This is a genomic window from Streptococcus equinus, assembly GCF_900104225.1.
In the GTDB taxonomy this organism is placed as follows: domain Bacteria; phylum Bacillota; class Bacilli; order Lactobacillales; family Streptococcaceae; genus Streptococcus; species Streptococcus equinus_D.
This window is the reverse complement of the sequence record NZ_FNJK01000010.1, coordinates 24,522-41,738: the sequence shown is the minus strand read 5'-3', so window position 1 is coordinate 41,738 and position 17,217 is coordinate 24,522. Positions and strand designations below refer to the sequence as shown.

Genomic DNA, 17,217 nt, shown 5'->3' with positions numbered 1-17,217 from the left:
TTTGTATAAGGACCAGTTTGAGGTAAATCAGAAAAGTTTTCACCTCCCATGTAACCTGAACGTTCCCAAATATCTGGCAATCCTGATTCTCGTGTGATTGCCTGAATAGAATCTTCTTGGAAACCGAACTTCCCTAGCCAATCATAATTTACTCTACCGTTTTCAATTGATTTAACATATCTAGCATGAATAGGCACTTGAATATCGGTTTTATCTTGAATACGATAGTATGCTTTTTGTAGATTCTCTACCTTTTCTTCTAGTGATAGATTGCTATCTCCAACCTCTTTAAGAAAATTAGCATATTCTTCATAGCCATTTAATTGTTTAGGAATTGATAAGGCTTTTGAGTCGTTAATGTCAGTTACTACAAAATCTATTTTATTTATTGTCTTTGTATTATTAAAAGTAACAGATTTTATATTCTTTTTGTTTAATTTCCCAAACAATTTATCAAATTTAGAAACTTTCACCCCATCTTCAACTTTACCAACGGTTGAGGCGACTTCCTCGGTTTTGGCGAGTTTAGCGAGGTTGCTTGCTTCGTCGACGTATTTGAGTTTGCCAACAGCAGCAGGGCCGACAAGTGTGGCGACATCGAAGAGGTAGCCACCGATTTCAAAAGTGTTTCCTGAGGTGATATTATGAAATACTTGGCTGGCAGAATTTTCAATGCCTTTATAAACGGCTTTCCAAGCATCTATATCGCCGTGTTGGAGTTGTTTGATGAAAATATCTGTGGTAAGGATAGCCATTCCAGCACTTGTCACATCATCTTTAACCCATTGAGGTGTTTTTAGGTTAAATAGGGGACTTGCGCCCCATTCAATTCCTTCGAAAGCTAGTTGGCCAAGTTGAACAGCTCCAAGGGCCAGTTGGTCAATGGTTGTTTAGAAAGGATTATAGAAATAGGCGCATTGTGCGCCTAAATATATATTATGAAAAGTTTATTGTAAGCTATTGATTTTTTCTTTGGACAGTGGCTTAACTGCAACAGATTTGGCATCTACCATAAAAATACCATCAGTTAATGATGTTAAGAATTCTTCGTAACCAACATCAGCAAGCTTTTTTCCTTTGGTATCCATGATAAATAAACGTGGAGTTAACATTTTTTTACCTTGGTACTGTTTCTGATGTTGAAATGTTAACTCAGGTGTTGCAGGTAAAACAGTTAACACTTCGCTATTAAGATAATTGACAGGAAGGATGAATTCATCGTTGTTTTGTTCAATTTTAAAAACTTGTTGCTCTGAAAAATAAGCATTAATTTGTTGGGTCAGCCCTAGTCGTTTATCATAACTATCCAAAAATTGGTCATCAGGAACATTAATAATTTGTCCAAAGTAATTCTGATTAATAAAAATAGGTCGTCTAATACCTGATAATTGGACACCTGAGTGAACTTGAAGTTCTTTTACTAATTTACTAATAGCTTTTAAAAGAACAGGTGTGAAACGGTAGTTTAAAATACTATCACGTGTAAATGTTTTTCCTTGACTTTGTACAGTATTCACCTCAAGAGTCACCAGTAACATGTTTAAAAACATTAAAGCACCAGTCCAATCAGAAGGTGTTGCTAACTCTGAAATTGAAAGCTGATATTCAGAGCTTTCATAAGAAAGGCGAAAGCCAAATGTTGATTTTCCTTTTACTGCAAAAAGAACAGATTGGAAAAGTGAAATTTTAGAATTTGCACTTGGTGTATTTTGTGCATCTTTTGCAGCAACGCTTATACATTCAAAAATGTCACTTTGAAGTAAATCTCCAATAGTTAATATCTTATCGCTGTTAATTGTAAAAATAATTGATTCCAATACGATGTCCTTTCTCTAGTCAATTGGTAAATCTTTTCTTGTCCTTAAAATTGTAACCTCACTGACAGGGATTCGAGAAGAGTGGTAGAAACGGTGGCCGTATTGATTATCTACAACTTCAGCGCCCTCCCAGATATTATTTGCTTTTAAAAACTCCACATCATCAGTAACAATAGTAATCCATGAGTCAGGTTGATCAAAATTATCGTCACTTGATTGGAAGATTTCACATTCTCTTCCATTGATTAATGCAGTATCAGTGATACGGTATTTTTTTTCGATTTCGTTTTTGGGTATTAATTTTTTATAAGTGACTAGATACCCTTTCTCTATTTCTCCAGTATTGTAATTTTGGTATACAATAATTTCTTCTTTTATTGCTTTATACCCCTCTTTTAGTGATTCTTTACTATCTGAAACTAAAAAATAATTATTGCCATCTGTGCTGTAACCAGAAATGGCTTTACCATTATGTACTATAAAATTTTTGTTCATTCTATTCCTCCGATATAATTAAAAACTCCATTATTGTCAGATATACCAACTAAAATTTCATTTCCATCAATATTTAAAAACATTTTAGCGCCTTCTAATAGATGGATTCCTTCTCGATTATTTGAATTAATGTTATATTCTGGTATTGAATATTTTGTGGATTTAGTAAAACCATTTCCTGTTGCAGGGTCTGGATCTAAACCGACTCCATTATGCTCTCCTAATGGAATATTTATATACTCTGTATCTTCGGTTTGAAATTCAATACGAACATAGCCACTAGTAATAATATTACCATCAGCATCAACAAATTTTGAACCGTCATAATCTAAACGTAAACCTTTAACGGCTTCTTCAATATTAGTGATATTAGTGACATCTTCTCGTTTGGTAATATATCCCCTAATTCCCCAAGCATTTTCTCCGAAATAATTATCCGCCTCTTCGATTGGAATAATTTTTTGCATGACAGTTTGGCTTGTTGGATGTGGAATGGCATTCCGAATATCAACCATCATATCATATTCAGCTTGGGTCATATCTACAACACGAGTAGCACGCAACCTGTTGAAATTTGCCATAGTTGTATTATGTTCAATGAGTTTTTGTTGGATGATTTCATAAGTTGACTGTCCAACCTTCACCCCATCTTCAACTTTACCAACGGTTGAGGCGACTTCCTCGGTTTTGGCGAGTTTAGCGAGGTTGCTTGCTTCGTCGACGTATTTGAGTTTGCCAACAGCAGCAGGGCCGACAAGTGTGGCGACATCGAAGAGGTAGCCACCGATTTCAAAAGTGTTTCCTGAGGTGATATTATGAAATACTTGGCTGGCAGAATTTTCAATGCCTTTATAAACGGCTTTCCAAGCATCGATATCGCCGTGTTGGAGTTGTTTGATGAAAATATCTGTGGTAAGGATAGTCATCCCAGCACTTGTCACATCATCTTTAATCCATTGAGGTGTTTTTTGCTTAAATAAGGTATTGCCACCCCATTGGATGCTTTCGACAGTCAGGTGACTAATCTGGGCGGCACCCAGAGCTAAATCTCCTATAGTTTCACAAGCTTTTGATATGAAACCTAGACGTAGAGAGATTTGGTCTTTGACATAATTAGCCCCAGGAACATTCAAATTAAAGTCTTGAACCTCTTGGTTAGCCCATTTGAATAATTTTGTGGTTTCGTCATTGACGTTTTGTAATAAAGCTTCAACTGGATGATGCTTAGCCCAGTCTTTTTTGGCTTTTTGCTCAGCTTGTTCTTTAGCTAGTTTTTCTTGTTCTGTGAGTTGTTTGTCGACAGATTTGATGCCTTTAGCGAAATTGACATCACTGATAAAGCTAAGGTACTGGCTGTCGGTGTATGGTAAATCAGTAGTCTGGCTAACTTGATTAACTTCTGTATCAATGGCAGCAAGCAAGTCAGCAGAAGTAGGTGCAGTTCCACTACTATCAAAACTTGTGACTTTATCAATCGTCGTGCTTAGGAGCTGGCTTGCGGTGTCGCTATCTGCATCGTAGTTACTCTGAGGACCTGATAGTGAGATTAAATCACTAATACTAGCATAGATGCTAGAAATATTCTCCTCTTGCGCTCCATGTTGGTTTTTGAAATTGTTTAGATTATCTTTTAGTTGATTGAGATAATCTTCGTCTAGTACTGCGCTATTTGAAGTTTCTCCGATGCTTGAGTGAAAGCTTGATAGCAGACTTGAAAACTCACTAGCCATGACTTTTGATGTATCTGCTAAACCAACAAGGACAGCAGCATCAACGTTGTTCAGTTGTTGGTAGATAGCTTGTCCGGTCTTTCCTTGGAGAGCTTCAGATGTGATGATTTTGTTGACGCTATTTTTTGCGTCTGTTAATTGTGTCTCTATTCGGCTGGCTTCTTGATTGAGTTTGTTAGCAGCCTTGTGGAGTTCTTCGAGGTCAACGTGAAATCCCATCTAGTCACCTCCCCCAGCTTTTTTGAGGAAAGCATAAGCTTCGTTTTTTGTCATAAATGACGTTGATAAACGTTTTTCTTGAAGCTGTGTTTGTTTTAATTTTTGACTAAATGATTTTTCGTAGTCGTCTTCATAACCACGCGCAACGACCTTTCCAATCATCATGTTTGTGATTGTCATTGGAGTGATTGGTGGGAAGCCGCCAAGCGGCCATAGCTGCGCTTGATAATCAACGACGTAATTTCCGATGCTATCAGCAACAGGTAGTTTGCGACCTGTGATAATCACCTTTGCTCCAGGAGTATGTGAGAACATTTCTCTGAGTTGATCTGGAAAGAGTCGCGTATCAAGTTCGACAACACTTCCTAGTGGCAGAATCTTGCTGTAAACTAAGTCAATCAATCCCATAAAAATGAGAAAGTTTTCCAAAGACAGGGTGATTTTATATTGTTTATCACGTGTGATAATAACATTATCTTCTTTATAATGAAAGTTTATTTCGATAGGGGCACCTAAAAATGCTTGATAGACGTAGCTTTCTTGATTTTGACAAAAAGCTATGTAGCATTCTCTAAGAATATCTAATTGTCCCCCAACGTATGTCCCAAATTGTATTAAGTCATCTGTTACCAAGTCAGAAAGCGCATCGTTTTCTGACAAAAGCTTAGTAAAAATTGTATTCAAATCTTCATTCATCATTTAAACCTAACCGTATTCTTCTTAATTTGATTAGCAGCTTTTTTATCTTCTGCGACAATCTTATCAGCTACTTTGGTCATTTTTTTAGCATTTGCTGCAGAATATGTTTTGAAGTGTTCTAAAGTCGTGTTGAAGTTATTTTCAATATCAACAAAGGTTTTAAAACGTGTTAAGGTTGTCTTACCAATAGAAGAAACCTTAATGTCTTCAATATCTGAAATGCCATTAGCCGCCGTAGAAACGAGGCTTTTCCAATTCTTTTCATCAAGACTAACTTTTACCATAAAGCACCTCAACGAATTAAAGCTAGGCAATCGCTAGCTGATTTATTAAAGGCGCTAATCAGACCGCTGAGAGAATTTTGCGATGCTTGACGTTTTTGAATTTCGTTAGTCAATGTGTCCACATTAGCTTTATGAGTGCTGATGTCTGACGTAATATCAGATACAATCGTTGTTGCATGACCATCAAATGTTGTTCGAATACTTCCCTTGAAGTTGGCATTATCCATATTATCAACAAGGGTTGAGTTGATAGATTTTTTGACTTCTTTGTAAGAAGTGATGGCAGTTTTTAATGAAGATTTTGCGGCTTTTAAACGCTCAATTTCTTCTTGTTTAGCATTATAGGTCGATTGAAGTTCATTGGCTCTTTGCTGAAAAGTAGTAGCGAGAGCACGGTTGACAGCATTATTTTTCTGCCTTTGAACTTCATCGTTAAATGACTTCTCCATAAAATATCTCCTAATTCCCATTTTTACCCTAGATTATACCATATTTTCTTTTTTAATTTTAATTTTTAGATAACTTTTAGTTTAAAAAATAAAAAAAGCGCCCTCAGCAGAGAGCGTTTAGATAGTGTATTATTTCGTACTTTCGCGAAGGGTTAATGTGGTTGCGAGTCGTGTCATGGTTGGGACGGTATGACGTTTGATCAGTTGATGATTTAAGATATCTACGGCTGTGCGTCCCATTTCTTCGGTATAAACGGTGATACTTGAAAGAGCAGGAAAGACTTGTTTAGTCAAGGCAGTATCATTGAAAGAAATGAGGCTGACGCGGTCAGGCACGGCGATGTTAGCTTCTTGAAGGGCACGAAGGGCACCAATGGCTAAAGTGTCGTTGGCAACAAAGAAAGCTTGTGGGAGGTCATCACCTAGTTCAGTGATGGCTTTTTTCATTAAGGCATATCCTGAAGGCGCTGAAAAATCTCCTACAAAGACATAGTCAGGGTTGTAGAGGTTATTTTCATAGGCGTAGTTCTTAAAAGTACGGAAGCGTTGGTCAACAATGAGTTCTTTTTGGTCAGTTGTACGTTCTTCACCAGCAATCATTCCGATTTTAGTAAATCCTTTTTGCATGAAGTAATCAAGAACTTTCACAACGGCATTATCAAAATCAGTTGTAACGCAAGGGTGGCCAGCGTTTAAAGTGTCACTGTCAACGAAAACCAGGTTTTTAGAAAGAGTTTCGAGGCGGTTAATTTGTTCACTTGAAAATTTACCAATGGCAATAATGCCACTGACATTTTCTGAAATTGTCAAAATATCATTATTAAAATAACGCACGACATCATAGCCTAATTCTTGGGCGCGTTTTTCAAGACCGATACGAATACTATAGTAGTAAAGATCATTTAGTTCTTCTTGTTCGCTATACCATTGAACGATAGCAATCTTTTGACGTTCTTGCATAGCGTTGGTGCTGCGTTTGTGTTTTTCGTAACCTAACTCTTCAGCAACGGTCAAAATACGGTGTCTTGTTTCCTCACCGACTGAGAGGGTTTTATCTTTATTCAGTACTCGTGAGACAGTTGCGGATGAAACATTTGCTAACTTTGCGATATCTTTTAATGTAGCCATAGGTCTTCCCTTCTTTCTTGATAGTATTATATCACATCATTAGGAAAAATAAAACTTTTAAGTAAAACTTTAGTAAATATCATTGACTTGTTTTAACTAAGGCAGTAAAATGAAACCGTAATCATAATAAAGCAAGAAAAAAGGAGACCCTCATGAATACGAAAGAACTTAATCAAGCTTTTACTAATGTTTTTGGAACAGAAGCCGATGCTACATTTTTCTCACCAGGTCGTATTAATCTAATTGGTGAACATACGGACTACAATGGTGGTCATGTTTTTCCAGCAGCTATCACTCTTGGAACATATGGTGCTGCTCGAAAACGTGATGATAAAACTTTTCGTTTTTACTCAGCAAACTTTGATGAATTAGGTATTATTGACGTGGATCTTGATCATCTTGTCTTTGATAAAAAAGATAGTTGGACAAATTATCCAAAAGGTGTCATTAAATTCTTGAAAGAAGCAGGGCACACCATTGATAATGGGTTTGAGCTTTATGTTAACGGTAATATTCCAAATGGTTCAGGCTTGTCATCATCAGCTTCGCTTGAACTTTTGGTAGGAATTGTCGCTGAAGAATTATTTGACCTAAAATTAGACCGCCTTGACTTAGTAAAAATTGGTAAACAAACTGAAAATGACTTCATCGGTGTGAATTCAGGAATTATGGACCAATTTGCTATTGGTATGGGAGCTGATAAACAAGCCATTTACCTTGATACTAATACGTTAGAATATGACCTTGTTCCACTTGACCTTGGTGACAATGTTATTGTCATCATGAATACGAACAAACGTCGTGAATTGGCTGATTCAAAATACAACGAACGCCGTGCTGAATGTGAAAAAGCTGTTGAAGAATTGAATCAAGTGCTTGATATCAAGACACTTGGTGAATTGGATTTGCAAGCTTTTGATGAGTACAGTTATCTCATTAAAGATGAAAATCGTCTCAAACGTGCTCGTCACGCAGTTTGGGAAAATCAACGTACCCTTCAAGCTAAAGAAGCTTTGATGGCAGGTGAACTTGAAAAATTCGGTCGTTTGGTTAATGCGTCTCACGTCTCACTTGAACACGATTATGAAGTTACTGGTATCGAGTTAGATACCCTTGCTCATACCGCTTGGCAACAAGAAGGAGTTCTTGGAGCTCGTATGACAGGAGCGGGCTTTGGTGGTTGTGGTATTGCTATTGTTGCTAAAGACAAAGTAGATGAATTTACTAAAACTGTTGGACAAGTTTACACTGAAACTATTGGATATGCGCCAGCCTTTTACATCGCTGAAATTGCTGGTGGTTCACGTGTCCTTTCACGAAAATAAAGAATAAAAAGAAGATAAAATCATGAAACTTTTAGATACTTTTGTCGCGAAAATAATTGAAGCTAGCGACTATACTGAAGATGATATGTTTTACTTGCGTAACCGAATCCTTGCCCTTGTGGGCGAGGAAGGTGCAGAGCAAGAAACTAAAGAAACAGAACTAATTGCTCTCAAAGAAGAACTGGTTAACCTAGCTGTGAAAAATGGCAAGGTTGGTGACTTAATGGCTGAAAGAGATTGCTTGGGTGCTGAATTGATGAACTTTATCACTCCTGTCCCAAGTCAGGTAAATCGTAAGTTCTGGGACACTTATGTTCAATCTCCTCAACAAGCTGTCGCAGATTTTTACGATCTCAGCAAACGAAATGACTACATTAAAGTAGCCGCAATCGCTAAAAATATCGCTTTTACTGTGCCGTCACAGTACGGTGATATTCAAATTACCATCAATTTATCAAAACCTGAAAAAGATCCCAAGGCTATTGCTGCAGCTAAGTTAACTAAGGCATCTTCTTATCCAAAATGTCAGTTATGTATGGAAAATGAAGGCTATCAAGGTCGCCTTAATCATCCAGCGCGTGCTAATCACCGTATCATTCGCTTAAATTTAGGTGATGAAAAATGGGGTTTCCAATATTCGCCTTATGCTTACTTCAACGAACATTGTATTATTTTAAATACTGAGCATGTTCCGATGGTTATCAGCAAAGATACCTTTGAACAGCTCTTAGATATTGTCGATATTTTCCCAGGTTATTTTGCTGGGTCAAATGCCGACTTGCCGATTGTTGGTGGGTCAATTTTAACTCACAATCACTACCAAGGAGGACGACATGTCTTTCCGATGGAAATAGCAGAGCTGGACAATGAATTTCATTTTAAAGGCTTTTCTGATGTGACAGCTGGTATCGTCAAATGGCCAATGTCAGTCATTCGCCTTCGTAGTAAAGACAAAATTCGTTTAGTTGAATTGGCTGAAAAAATTCGTTTAGCTTGGCGAGATTATTCTGACGCGAGTGTTGATGTGGTGGCTTATACAGGCGATACGCCACACCACACAGTGACTCCGATTGCGCGTAAACGTGATGGGCAATTTGAACTAGATATCGTTCTTCGCGACAATCACACCACTGCTGAATTTCCTGATGGTGTTTATCATCCACATGCTGATGTGCAACACATTAAAAAGGAAAATATTGGACTAATTGAGGTAATGGGCTTAGCTATTTTGCCACCTCGTCTCAAAAATGAACTGCTAGAAGTTGAAAAATATCTTTTGAACCAGTATAATGAAATCGCTGCCTATCATAAGGATTGGGCAGATGAGATAAAAAAACGTTCGGATATCACGACTGATAGCGTACATGATATCGTACAAGAAGAAGTCGGCCGCGTTTTTGTTCGCGTTTTAGAAGATGCAGGTGTTTACAAACGTGATGAAAAAGGAAGAGAAGCCTTTATGCGCTTTGTGAACAGCGTGGGGTTAGAATAGGAGAAAAATAAATGTCAATTTTAGTGCTTGGTGGGGCTGGTTACATTGGCTCTCACATGGTTGATCGTTTAATTGAAAAAGGTGAAGAAAAAGTTGTTGTTGTCGATAGTTTGGTAACAGGCCACCGTGCAGCGGTTCATCCTGATGCAACATTCTATCAAGGCGATCTTGCTGATCAAGATTTCATGCGCAAAGTCTTTACAGAAAATCCAGACATTGATGCTGTGATTCACTTTGCTGCTTATTCATTGGTTGCTGAATCAATGGAAAAACCACTTAAATATTTCGATAACAACACTGCTGGTATGATTAAATTGCTTGAAGTGATGAATGAATTTGGTGTTAAATACATTGTCTTCTCATCAACTGCAGCAACTTATGGTATTCCAGATGAACTTCCAATTAAGGAAACAACACCTCAACGTCCAATCAATCCATACGGTGAAAGTAAACTCATGATGGAAACAATCATGAAATGGTCTGACCAAGCTTACGGCATTAAATTTGTTCCACTTCGTTACTTTAACGTGGCTGGTGCTAAACCAGATGGTTCTATCGGTGAAGATCATGGACCAGAAACACACTTGTTGCCAATTATCTTGCAAGTGGCACAAGGTGTTCGTGAAAAAATCATGATTTTCGGTAATGATTACAACACACCGGATGGTACAAATGTGCGTGACTACGTTCACCCATTTGACTTGGCAGATGCTCATTTACTTGCTGTAAAATATCTTCGCGAAGGTAACCCATCAACAGCCTTTAACCTAGGTTCTTCCACTGGTTTTTCAAACCTTCAAATCCTTGAAGCAGCTCGTAAAGTAACGGGTAAAGAAATTCCTGCAGAACTTGCTGACCGTCGTCCTGGTGACCCAGATACCCTTATTGCGTCATCAGATAAAGCGCGTGAAATTCTTGGTTGGAAACCACAATTTGATGATATTGAAAAAATTATTGCTTCTGCTTGGGCATGGCATTCAAGTCATCCAAACGGATACAATGACCGTTAATAAATGATTATAGTCTGAGGCAAGTGCCTCAGGTTTTTTGTGCATCATGAGGATGTGCTAGAAAAAGGAAAAAGATGATGTCAATAATTAAGACACCTTGTTTAGATAAAGAGCAAAAATTACAGGTAGAAGCATTAATCAAAGAAGTTCAGACTTTTGATGGGACTCACCGCATCCCGTATTTATCGAATAATCTCAATTTTGATCAGGAGATGCCAGCTTTCTTTTTAGCTTATGAGAAGAATCAACTTGTGGGGGTGTTGACAGTCTATGCTGATGAGCCAGACGAGGCAGAACTTGCTATTTTGGTTCACCCAAACTATCGCCGTCTAGGATATGCTAAGCAATTATTTCGTGTTTTCCGTGAAACCATGAAAGAGTATCAGTTGAGTTTTACAGTAATGTCGGAGCAATCTTTCTTAGCAAAACACCCAGATGTGCTGGCTAATCTTGGCATGACTTTAGAAGATGATTTTGAGTATTGGCTTAGTCGACAACGAAAAGCCTATTTGCTTGAAAAGCGTGACGATTTGTCGGTCATCAAAGCTAGTAGAGAACACCTTGAAGCGATTGCAGACTTTCAAGCAAAAGCTTTTGGAGATCCTTATGAGGTTGCACTGCGCTATGCCAAAGAAGCTCTAGTTGATGAGACTGAAAAACTTTATATTGTGATGAAAGATGACAAAGTTGTTGCTTCTTGCACGGTGGATTTTAGCACGACTTACAATTACCTTTATGGCTTAGTAGTTGCCGAAGGCTACCGTGGTCAAGGGATTGGGACTTATTTTATGAAAGTGCTTATCAATAGCCTGTTAGCTGAAAATGAGAAGGTCTTTCAAATTGCGGTTGAATCAGATAATTTAGCAGCTAAACGTCTTTATGAAAGTTTAGGTTTTGAAGAACAAACGCAGGTTGTCTACGCTAAGGTGACTGACGCTAGTAAACTTTGGGAGATTTAACGGTCATTTCTTGCGTTGTCAAGGGGAATTTGGTATAGTTGTCATTAAGCTTATATTTATGGAGGATTCTTATGCCAACAGTTATTATGTTGCTCGTTATGGTTGGTTTGATTTGGTTCATGCAACGTTCTCAAAAGAAACAAGCACAAGCCCGTCAAGATCAACTTAAAGCATTGCAAAAAGGTGATGAAATCGTAACAATCGGTGGTCTTTATGGTGTTGTTGACGAAGTTGACACAGCTAACCAAAAAATGGTTTTGGACATCGATGGTGTTTATTTAACATTTGAATTAGGTGCTTTGAAACGTGTTGTTAACAGAGCTGAACAAGAAGTTGTTGAAACTGCTCTTGTTGAAGAAGCTGTTGAAGATAACCAAGAAACAGCCGAAGACACAGCTGTTGAAAGCAAAGATTAATAATAGAAATTTCCAGATGAGAAATCATCTGGCTTTTTTTATGCCAATATTCCCTAAAAGCCACCAATTAAGTAGAGAAAAAATGGCTATTTTATGGTAAAATATTATGATGAGTATGCTTTTAAGGAAATTGTATGTTTAAATTTAAATTTAGAAAAAAAGAAGAGGCTGTCAGCCTAGACAAAATTCCTAATCATATTGGAATTATTATGGATGGTAATGGTCGTTGGGCCAAAAAACGCATGCAACCACGTGTCATGGGACACAAGGCTGGTATGGATGCTTTGCAAGACGTGACGATTGCTTGTTCAGAACTTGGTGTAAAAGTTTTGACTGTCTATGCTTTCTCAACAGAAAATTGGTCACGACCCGAGGACGAAGTCAAGTTCATCATGAACTTACCGGTTGAGTTCTTCGACAAATATGTTCCTGAATTAGATGCCAATAACGTTAGAGTACAAGTGATTGGTGAGACATATCGTCTACCGCAAGCTACTTTTGATGCTATGAAACGTGCTTGTGAACAAACTAAACATAATTCTGGACTTATTTTGAATTTTGCCTTGAACTATGGTGGCCGTTTAGAAATCACAGAAGCGGTTAAAAATATTGCACAAGAAGTGCTTGAAGCTAAAATTAGTCCAGATGATATTACAGAAGATGTAATTGCCAATCACTTGATGACTAATCATTTGCCGTATTTGTATCGTGATCCGGATTTGATTATTCGTACAAGTGGAGAACTTCGTCTTAGTAATTTTCTACCATGGCAATCAGCATATAGTGAATTTTATTTCACACCAGTTTTATGGCCTGATTTCAAAAAAGACGAGTTGATTAAGGCGATTGCCGAATACAATCGACGTCATCGCCGTTTTGGTGGAATCTAGAAAGGAAATATCATGAAACAACGTGTGATTTGGGGGGCAATTGCCTTATTGATTATGCTGCCTTTTCTATTGCATGGGGGTCTACCGTTCCAAATTTTCGTAGGCTTTTTAGCAATGATTGGTGTGGCAGAAATGTTACGCATGAAACATCTCGAATTTTTCTCAATTGAGGGTGTTTTAGCAATGTTAGGTGCTTTTGTTTTGACAGTGCCTTTGGATAACTACTTTACATCACTACCCATAGATTCTAATTTTGCTGTCTATGGTTTGCTAGTTTTCTTGCTTTTGGCAGGAACAGTTATCAATAGTGATGAGTATTCATTTGATGATGTCTCTTATCCAATCGCAGCTAGCCTTTATGTTGGTATTGGTTTCCAAAATTTGGTCAATGCTCGCATGGGTGGCTTAGACAAAGTGCTCTTTGCTTTGTTTATTGTGTGGGCAACTGATATTGGTGCTTATATGATTGGTCGTCGATTTGGTCAACGTAAGTTGTTGCCGAAAGTTTCTCCGAATAAAACAATCGAAGGTAGCCTAGGTGGTATTGCTTGTGCTGTTGTCGTTTCATTAATTTTTATGTTAATTGACAAAGCTGTATATGCACCGCACAATCTATTTGCTATGTTTATTTACGTCATCTTGTTTAGTATTTTTGGTCAATTCGGTGATTTGGTTGAAAGTGCTATTAAACGTCACTTTGGTGTTAAAGATTCTGGAAAACTGATTCCTGGTCATGGTGGTATCTTAGACCGCTTTGATTCAATGATTTTTGTTTTCCCAATTATGCATCTATTTGGTCTTTTCTAATTGAGTTGTTTGGCAATTGCCACAAACTTTTGGAGTTTGCTTACTAGTGAATGGTTATTAGGATAATAATGTTACTGGTATAGAGAGGAGCAAAATGCTCGGAATTTTAACCTTTATTATTGTTTTTGGAATTTTAGTTATTGTCCACGAATTTGGTCATCTGTATTTTGCTAAAAAAGCAGGTATCTTGGTGAGAGAATTCTCTATCGGAATGGGCCCGAAAATCTTTTCACATTTTGACAAAGAAGGTACAGCTTATACTTTTCGTATTCTTCCTTTAGGTGGTTATGTGCGAATGGCTGGTTGGGGTGACGATACTACTGAAATCAAAACGGGTACGCCGGCTAGTTTGACTTTGAACAAAGATGGACTAGTCACACGCATTAATTTGTCACAAAAACAATTAGACAATACAGCTCTTCCGATGAATGTGATATCTTACGATTTGGAAGATAAACTTGAAATCACAGGCTTAGTTCTGGATGAGCAAAAGACCTATGCTGTTCATCATGACGCAACAATTGTTGAAGAAGATGGTACAGAAATTCGCATTGCGCCTCTTGATGTGCAATATCAAAATGCAACTGTCTGGGGTCGTTTAATGACAAACTTTGCTGGTCCTATGAATAATTTTATTCTGGGAACTTTAGCCTTTATCTTACTTGTCTTTATGCAAGGTGGTGTCCCGAATACAGCGACAAATGCTATTCGTGTAACTGATGGTGGTGCCATGCAAGCTGCAGGGGTTAGAGATGGAGACAAGGTCTTAGCTGTTGGAAATTACAAAGTCTCAAATTGGTCAGAATTGACTGAGGCCGTTGCCAAGTCAACCAAGGGCATTTCAAAAGATGCTACTATTTCTGTTAAGGTAAAAGATACATCAGGAAAAACGAAAACTTTAGATGTTAAACCTGTAAAAAGTAATGGTAGCTATCTCATCGGTGTCTCTTCGTATTTGAAAACAGGCTTTTGGGACAAGATTACTGGTGGCTTCCAGATGTCTTGGCAAAGTGCCATGCTGATTTTAAATGCTTTAAAAGGTATTGTGTCAAACTTTAGTTTGGATAAACTAGGTGGACCTGTTGCCATGTACCAAGCTTCAAGTCAAGCAGCTTCTTACGGATTGACATCGGTGATTAATTTGCTTGCTGTTTTGTCAATCAACCTTGGAATTGTAAACTTAATTCCAATTCCAGCTTTAGATGGCGGAAAAATCTTGATAAACCTCATTGAGATTGTTCGTCGCAAACCACTCAAACAAGAAACGGAAACTTATATCACTCTAGTTGGGGTTGTCATCATGATTATTTTGATGGTAGCTGTGACTTGGAATGATATCATGCGAGTTTTCTTCTAAATTTAATTCATTTAGTACATCATTTTAAATATAAATACACATTTTTTAGAAAGGAATTGACACGGTCTTTCCTAAATTATGGGCATAAGTGAGCTACTTGTTTTTAAAGCAGCTTACTTATTTTCATGATTTGACCGCAATATTTTATTATGAAACAATCACAAATGCTTATCCCAACGCTTCGCGAAATGCCAAGCGACGCTCAAGTTATTAGTCATGCTCTTATGGTTCGTGCAGGTTATGTTCGTCAAGTGTCTGCAGGTATCTATGCTTACCTACCACTTGCTAACCGTACCATTGAAAAATTCAAAAAAATCATGCGTGAAGAGTTTGAAAAAATTGGTGCTGTTGAAATGCTTGCACCAGCACTTTTGAATGCTGATCTTTGGCGTGAATCAGGTCGTTACGAAACATACGGTGAAGACCTTTATAAACTTAAAAACCGTGATAAATCAGACTTTATCCTTGGTCCAACACACGAAGAAACATTTACAAGCCTTGTTCGTGATGCGGTTAAATCATACAAACAATTGCCATTAAACCTTTACCAAATCCAATCTAAATACCGTGATGAAAAACGTCCTCGTAACGGACTTCTTCGTACACGTGAATTTATCATGAAAGATGGTTACAGTTTCCACGCAGACTACGAAGGATTGGACGAAACTTACGAACAATACCGCAAAGCCTATGAAGCAGTATTCACACGAGCAGGACTTGATTTCAAAGGTATCATCGGTGATGGTGGTGCTATGGGTGGTAAAGACTCTCAAGAGTTTATGGCTATCACTCCAGATCGTACAGATCTTGACCGTTGGGTTGTTCTTGATAAATCAATTGCATCAATCGATGAAATTCCAGCTGATGTTTTAGAAGACATCAAAAAAGAATTGTCATCATGGTTGGTTTCAGGTGAAGATACAGTTGCTTACTCAACAGAGTCAAGTTACGCTGCTAACCTTGAAATGGCAAGTAATGAATACAAACCATCAACAAAAGTTGTGGCTCAAGAAGATGTTAAACGTGTAGAAACACCTAACTGTAAATCAATCGATGAAGTAGCTGCTTTCTTGAATGTTGATGAAGAACAAACAATTAAAACTCTTCTTTTCATCGCTGATAAAGAACCAGTTGTTGCTCTTCTTGTCGGAAATGACCAAGTTAACGATGTTAAATTGAAAAACTACCTTGGTGCTGACTTCCTTGATCCAGCAACTGAAGAAGATGCTGTTAAAGTCTTCGGAGCTAACTTTGGTTCACTTGGCCCAGTTAACCTTCCTGAAAATGTTCGTATCGTTGCTGACCGCAAAGTTCAAGACGTTGCTAACGCTGTTGTGGGTGCTAACGAAGATGGTTACCACTTGACTGGTGTTAACCCAGGTCGTGACTTCGAAGCAGAATACGTTGATATTCGTGAAGTTAAAGAAGGTGAAATTTCACCAGATGGTAAAGGTGTTCTTAAATTCGCTCGTGGTATCGAAATCGGACACATCTTCAAACTTGGTACTCGCTACTCAGAAAGTATGGGAGCAACAATCCTTGACCAAAACGGTCGTGCTGTGCCAATCATTATGGGATGTTACGGTATCGGTGTTAGCCGTATTTTGTCAGCTGTTATCGAACAACACGCTCGTCTCTTTGTTTCAAAAACACCAAAAGGTGCATACCGCTTTGCATGGGGTATTAACTTCCCTAAAGAATTGGCACCATTTGATGTGCACGTCATCACAGTTAACGTGAAAGATGAAGAAGCACAAGCTTTGACAGCTAAAGTTGAAGCAGAGTTGGTTGAAAAAGGTTATGAAGTATTGGTTGACGACCGTAACGAACGTGTCGGCTCTAAATTCTCAGATAGCGACCTTATCGGACTTCCAATTCGTGTGACAGTTGGTAAAAAAGCTGCTGATGGTATCGTAGAAGTTAAAATTAAAGCAACTGGTGATACAATCGAAGTGAACGCTGAAAACCTTATTGAAACACTTGAAATTTTGACAAAAGAAAATTAATAATAGTAAGGTCGGGCATCTAGCTCCGGCCTTTTTGTTTTGTCTCGAAAAAAGCTCACTTTTATGATAAAATTGAAAGACGATATTGATAGATAAAAGAAGTGAAAAAGTAGCATTTGTCTCTTTTTTACCTA

Annotated in this window: 16 protein-coding genes and 1 pseudogene; 9 read left to right on the top strand and 8 right to left on the bottom strand. The window is 37.9% G+C overall.

Annotation, left to right across the window (positions count from 1 at the left end; translation table 11 throughout):
• From BLP98_RS09035 to BLP98_RS09000, 8 genes and pseudogenes are all read right to left on the bottom strand, one after another.
• Window positions 1-770 (bottom strand): annotated as a pseudogene (locus tag BLP98_RS09035) (hypothetical protein); the annotation flags it as partial.
• A gap of 177 nt (window positions 771-947) precedes the next feature.
• On the bottom strand, window positions 948-1,817 hold the full coding sequence (locus BLP98_RS09030) for a DUF4299 family protein (RefSeq protein ID WP_074482977.1): 870 nt from the start codon (window positions 1,815-1,817) through the stop codon (window positions 948-950).
• A 15-nt stretch (window positions 1,818-1,832) separates the two neighbouring features.
• Window positions 1,833-2,312: a hypothetical protein gene (locus tag BLP98_RS09025; protein WP_074482976.1), complete on the bottom strand. Its 480-nt coding sequence runs from the start codon at window positions 2,310-2,312 to the stop codon at window positions 1,833-1,835.
• On the bottom strand, window positions 2,309-4,261 hold the full coding sequence (locus BLP98_RS09020; protein ID WP_074482975.1) for a T7SS effector LXG polymorphic toxin: 1,953 nt from the start codon (window positions 4,259-4,261) through the stop codon (window positions 2,309-2,311). The genes BLP98_RS09025 and BLP98_RS09020 overlap by 4 nt, the downstream gene beginning before the upstream one ends.
• Window positions 4,262-4,960, bottom strand: coding sequence for a DUF4176 domain-containing protein (locus BLP98_RS09015; RefSeq protein ID WP_081341185.1), 699 nt, complete (start codon window positions 4,958-4,960; stop codon window positions 4,262-4,264). It lies immediately after the preceding gene.
• Window positions 4,957-5,244 carry a hypothetical protein gene (locus BLP98_RS09010; protein WP_074482974.1) on the bottom strand — a complete coding sequence of 96 codons (288 nt, stop codon included), beginning with the start codon at window positions 5,242-5,244 and terminating at the stop codon, window positions 4,957-4,959. Before BLP98_RS09010 ends, BLP98_RS09015 begins: the two co-directional genes overlap by 4 nt.
• Before the next feature lie 8 nt (window positions 5,245-5,252).
• Window positions 5,253-5,693 (bottom strand): YwqH-like family protein, encoded by a 441-nt coding sequence (locus BLP98_RS09005; RefSeq protein WP_074482973.1) that lies wholly within the window; start codon window positions 5,691-5,693, stop codon window positions 5,253-5,255.
• 129 nt (window positions 5,694-5,822) lie between these two features.
• Window positions 5,823-6,821 (bottom strand): LacI family DNA-binding transcriptional regulator, encoded by a 999-nt coding sequence (locus BLP98_RS09000; protein WP_074482972.1) that lies wholly within the window; start codon window positions 6,819-6,821, stop codon window positions 5,823-5,825.
• 152 nt (window positions 6,822-6,973) lie between these two features.
• Between BLP98_RS09000 and BLP98_RS08995 the strand changes: the two genes are divergently transcribed.
• The 9 genes from BLP98_RS08995 (at window position 6,974) to BLP98_RS08955 (ending at window position 17,083) form a co-directional block, all read left to right on the top strand.
• Entirely contained in the window at window positions 6,974-8,146 is a 1,173-nt protein-coding gene (locus tag BLP98_RS08995; protein ID WP_074482971.1) for a galactokinase, read from the top strand.
• 19 nt (window positions 8,147-8,165) lie between these two features.
• On the top strand, window positions 8,166-9,638 hold the full coding sequence (galT, locus tag BLP98_RS08990) for a UDP-glucose--hexose-1-phosphate uridylyltransferase (protein ID WP_200795921.1): 1,473 nt from the start codon (window positions 8,166-8,168) through the stop codon (window positions 9,636-9,638).
• A gap of 11 nt (window positions 9,639-9,649) precedes the next feature.
• Window positions 9,650-10,648, top strand: coding sequence for a UDP-glucose 4-epimerase GalE (gene galE, locus BLP98_RS08985; protein ID WP_074482969.1), 999 nt, complete (start codon window positions 9,650-9,652; stop codon window positions 10,646-10,648).
• Window positions 10,649-10,725: 77 nt separating this feature from the next.
• Complete coding sequence (locus tag BLP98_RS08980; protein WP_074482968.1) at window positions 10,726-11,607, top strand: GNAT family N-acetyltransferase; 882 nt, start codon at window positions 10,726-10,728, stop codon at window positions 11,605-11,607.
• Window positions 11,608-11,678: 71 nt separating this feature from the next.
• Complete coding sequence (gene yajC, locus BLP98_RS08975) at window positions 11,679-12,023, top strand: preprotein translocase subunit YajC (RefSeq protein WP_074482967.1); 345 nt, start codon at window positions 11,679-11,681, stop codon at window positions 12,021-12,023.
• A gap of 134 nt (window positions 12,024-12,157) precedes the next feature.
• Window positions 12,158-12,913, top strand: a complete 756-nt coding sequence (locus BLP98_RS08970) for an isoprenyl transferase (protein ID WP_074482966.1) — start codon at window positions 12,158-12,160, stop codon at window positions 12,911-12,913.
• Between the two features lie 12 nt (window positions 12,914-12,925).
• A complete protein-coding gene (locus BLP98_RS08965) occupies window positions 12,926-13,720 on the top strand; it encodes a phosphatidate cytidylyltransferase (RefSeq protein WP_074482965.1) in 795 nt (264 codons plus the stop codon).
• Window positions 13,721-13,814: 94 nt separating this feature from the next.
• A complete protein-coding gene (gene rseP, locus BLP98_RS08960; RefSeq protein ID WP_074482964.1) occupies window positions 13,815-15,077 on the top strand; it encodes an RIP metalloprotease RseP in 1,263 nt (420 codons plus the stop codon).
• Window positions 15,078-15,226: 149 nt separating this feature from the next.
• Window positions 15,227-17,083, top strand: a complete 1,857-nt coding sequence (locus BLP98_RS08955; RefSeq protein ID WP_142349373.1) for a proline--tRNA ligase — start codon at window positions 15,227-15,229, stop codon at window positions 17,081-17,083.
• Window positions 17,084-17,217: the final 134 nt, after the last annotated feature.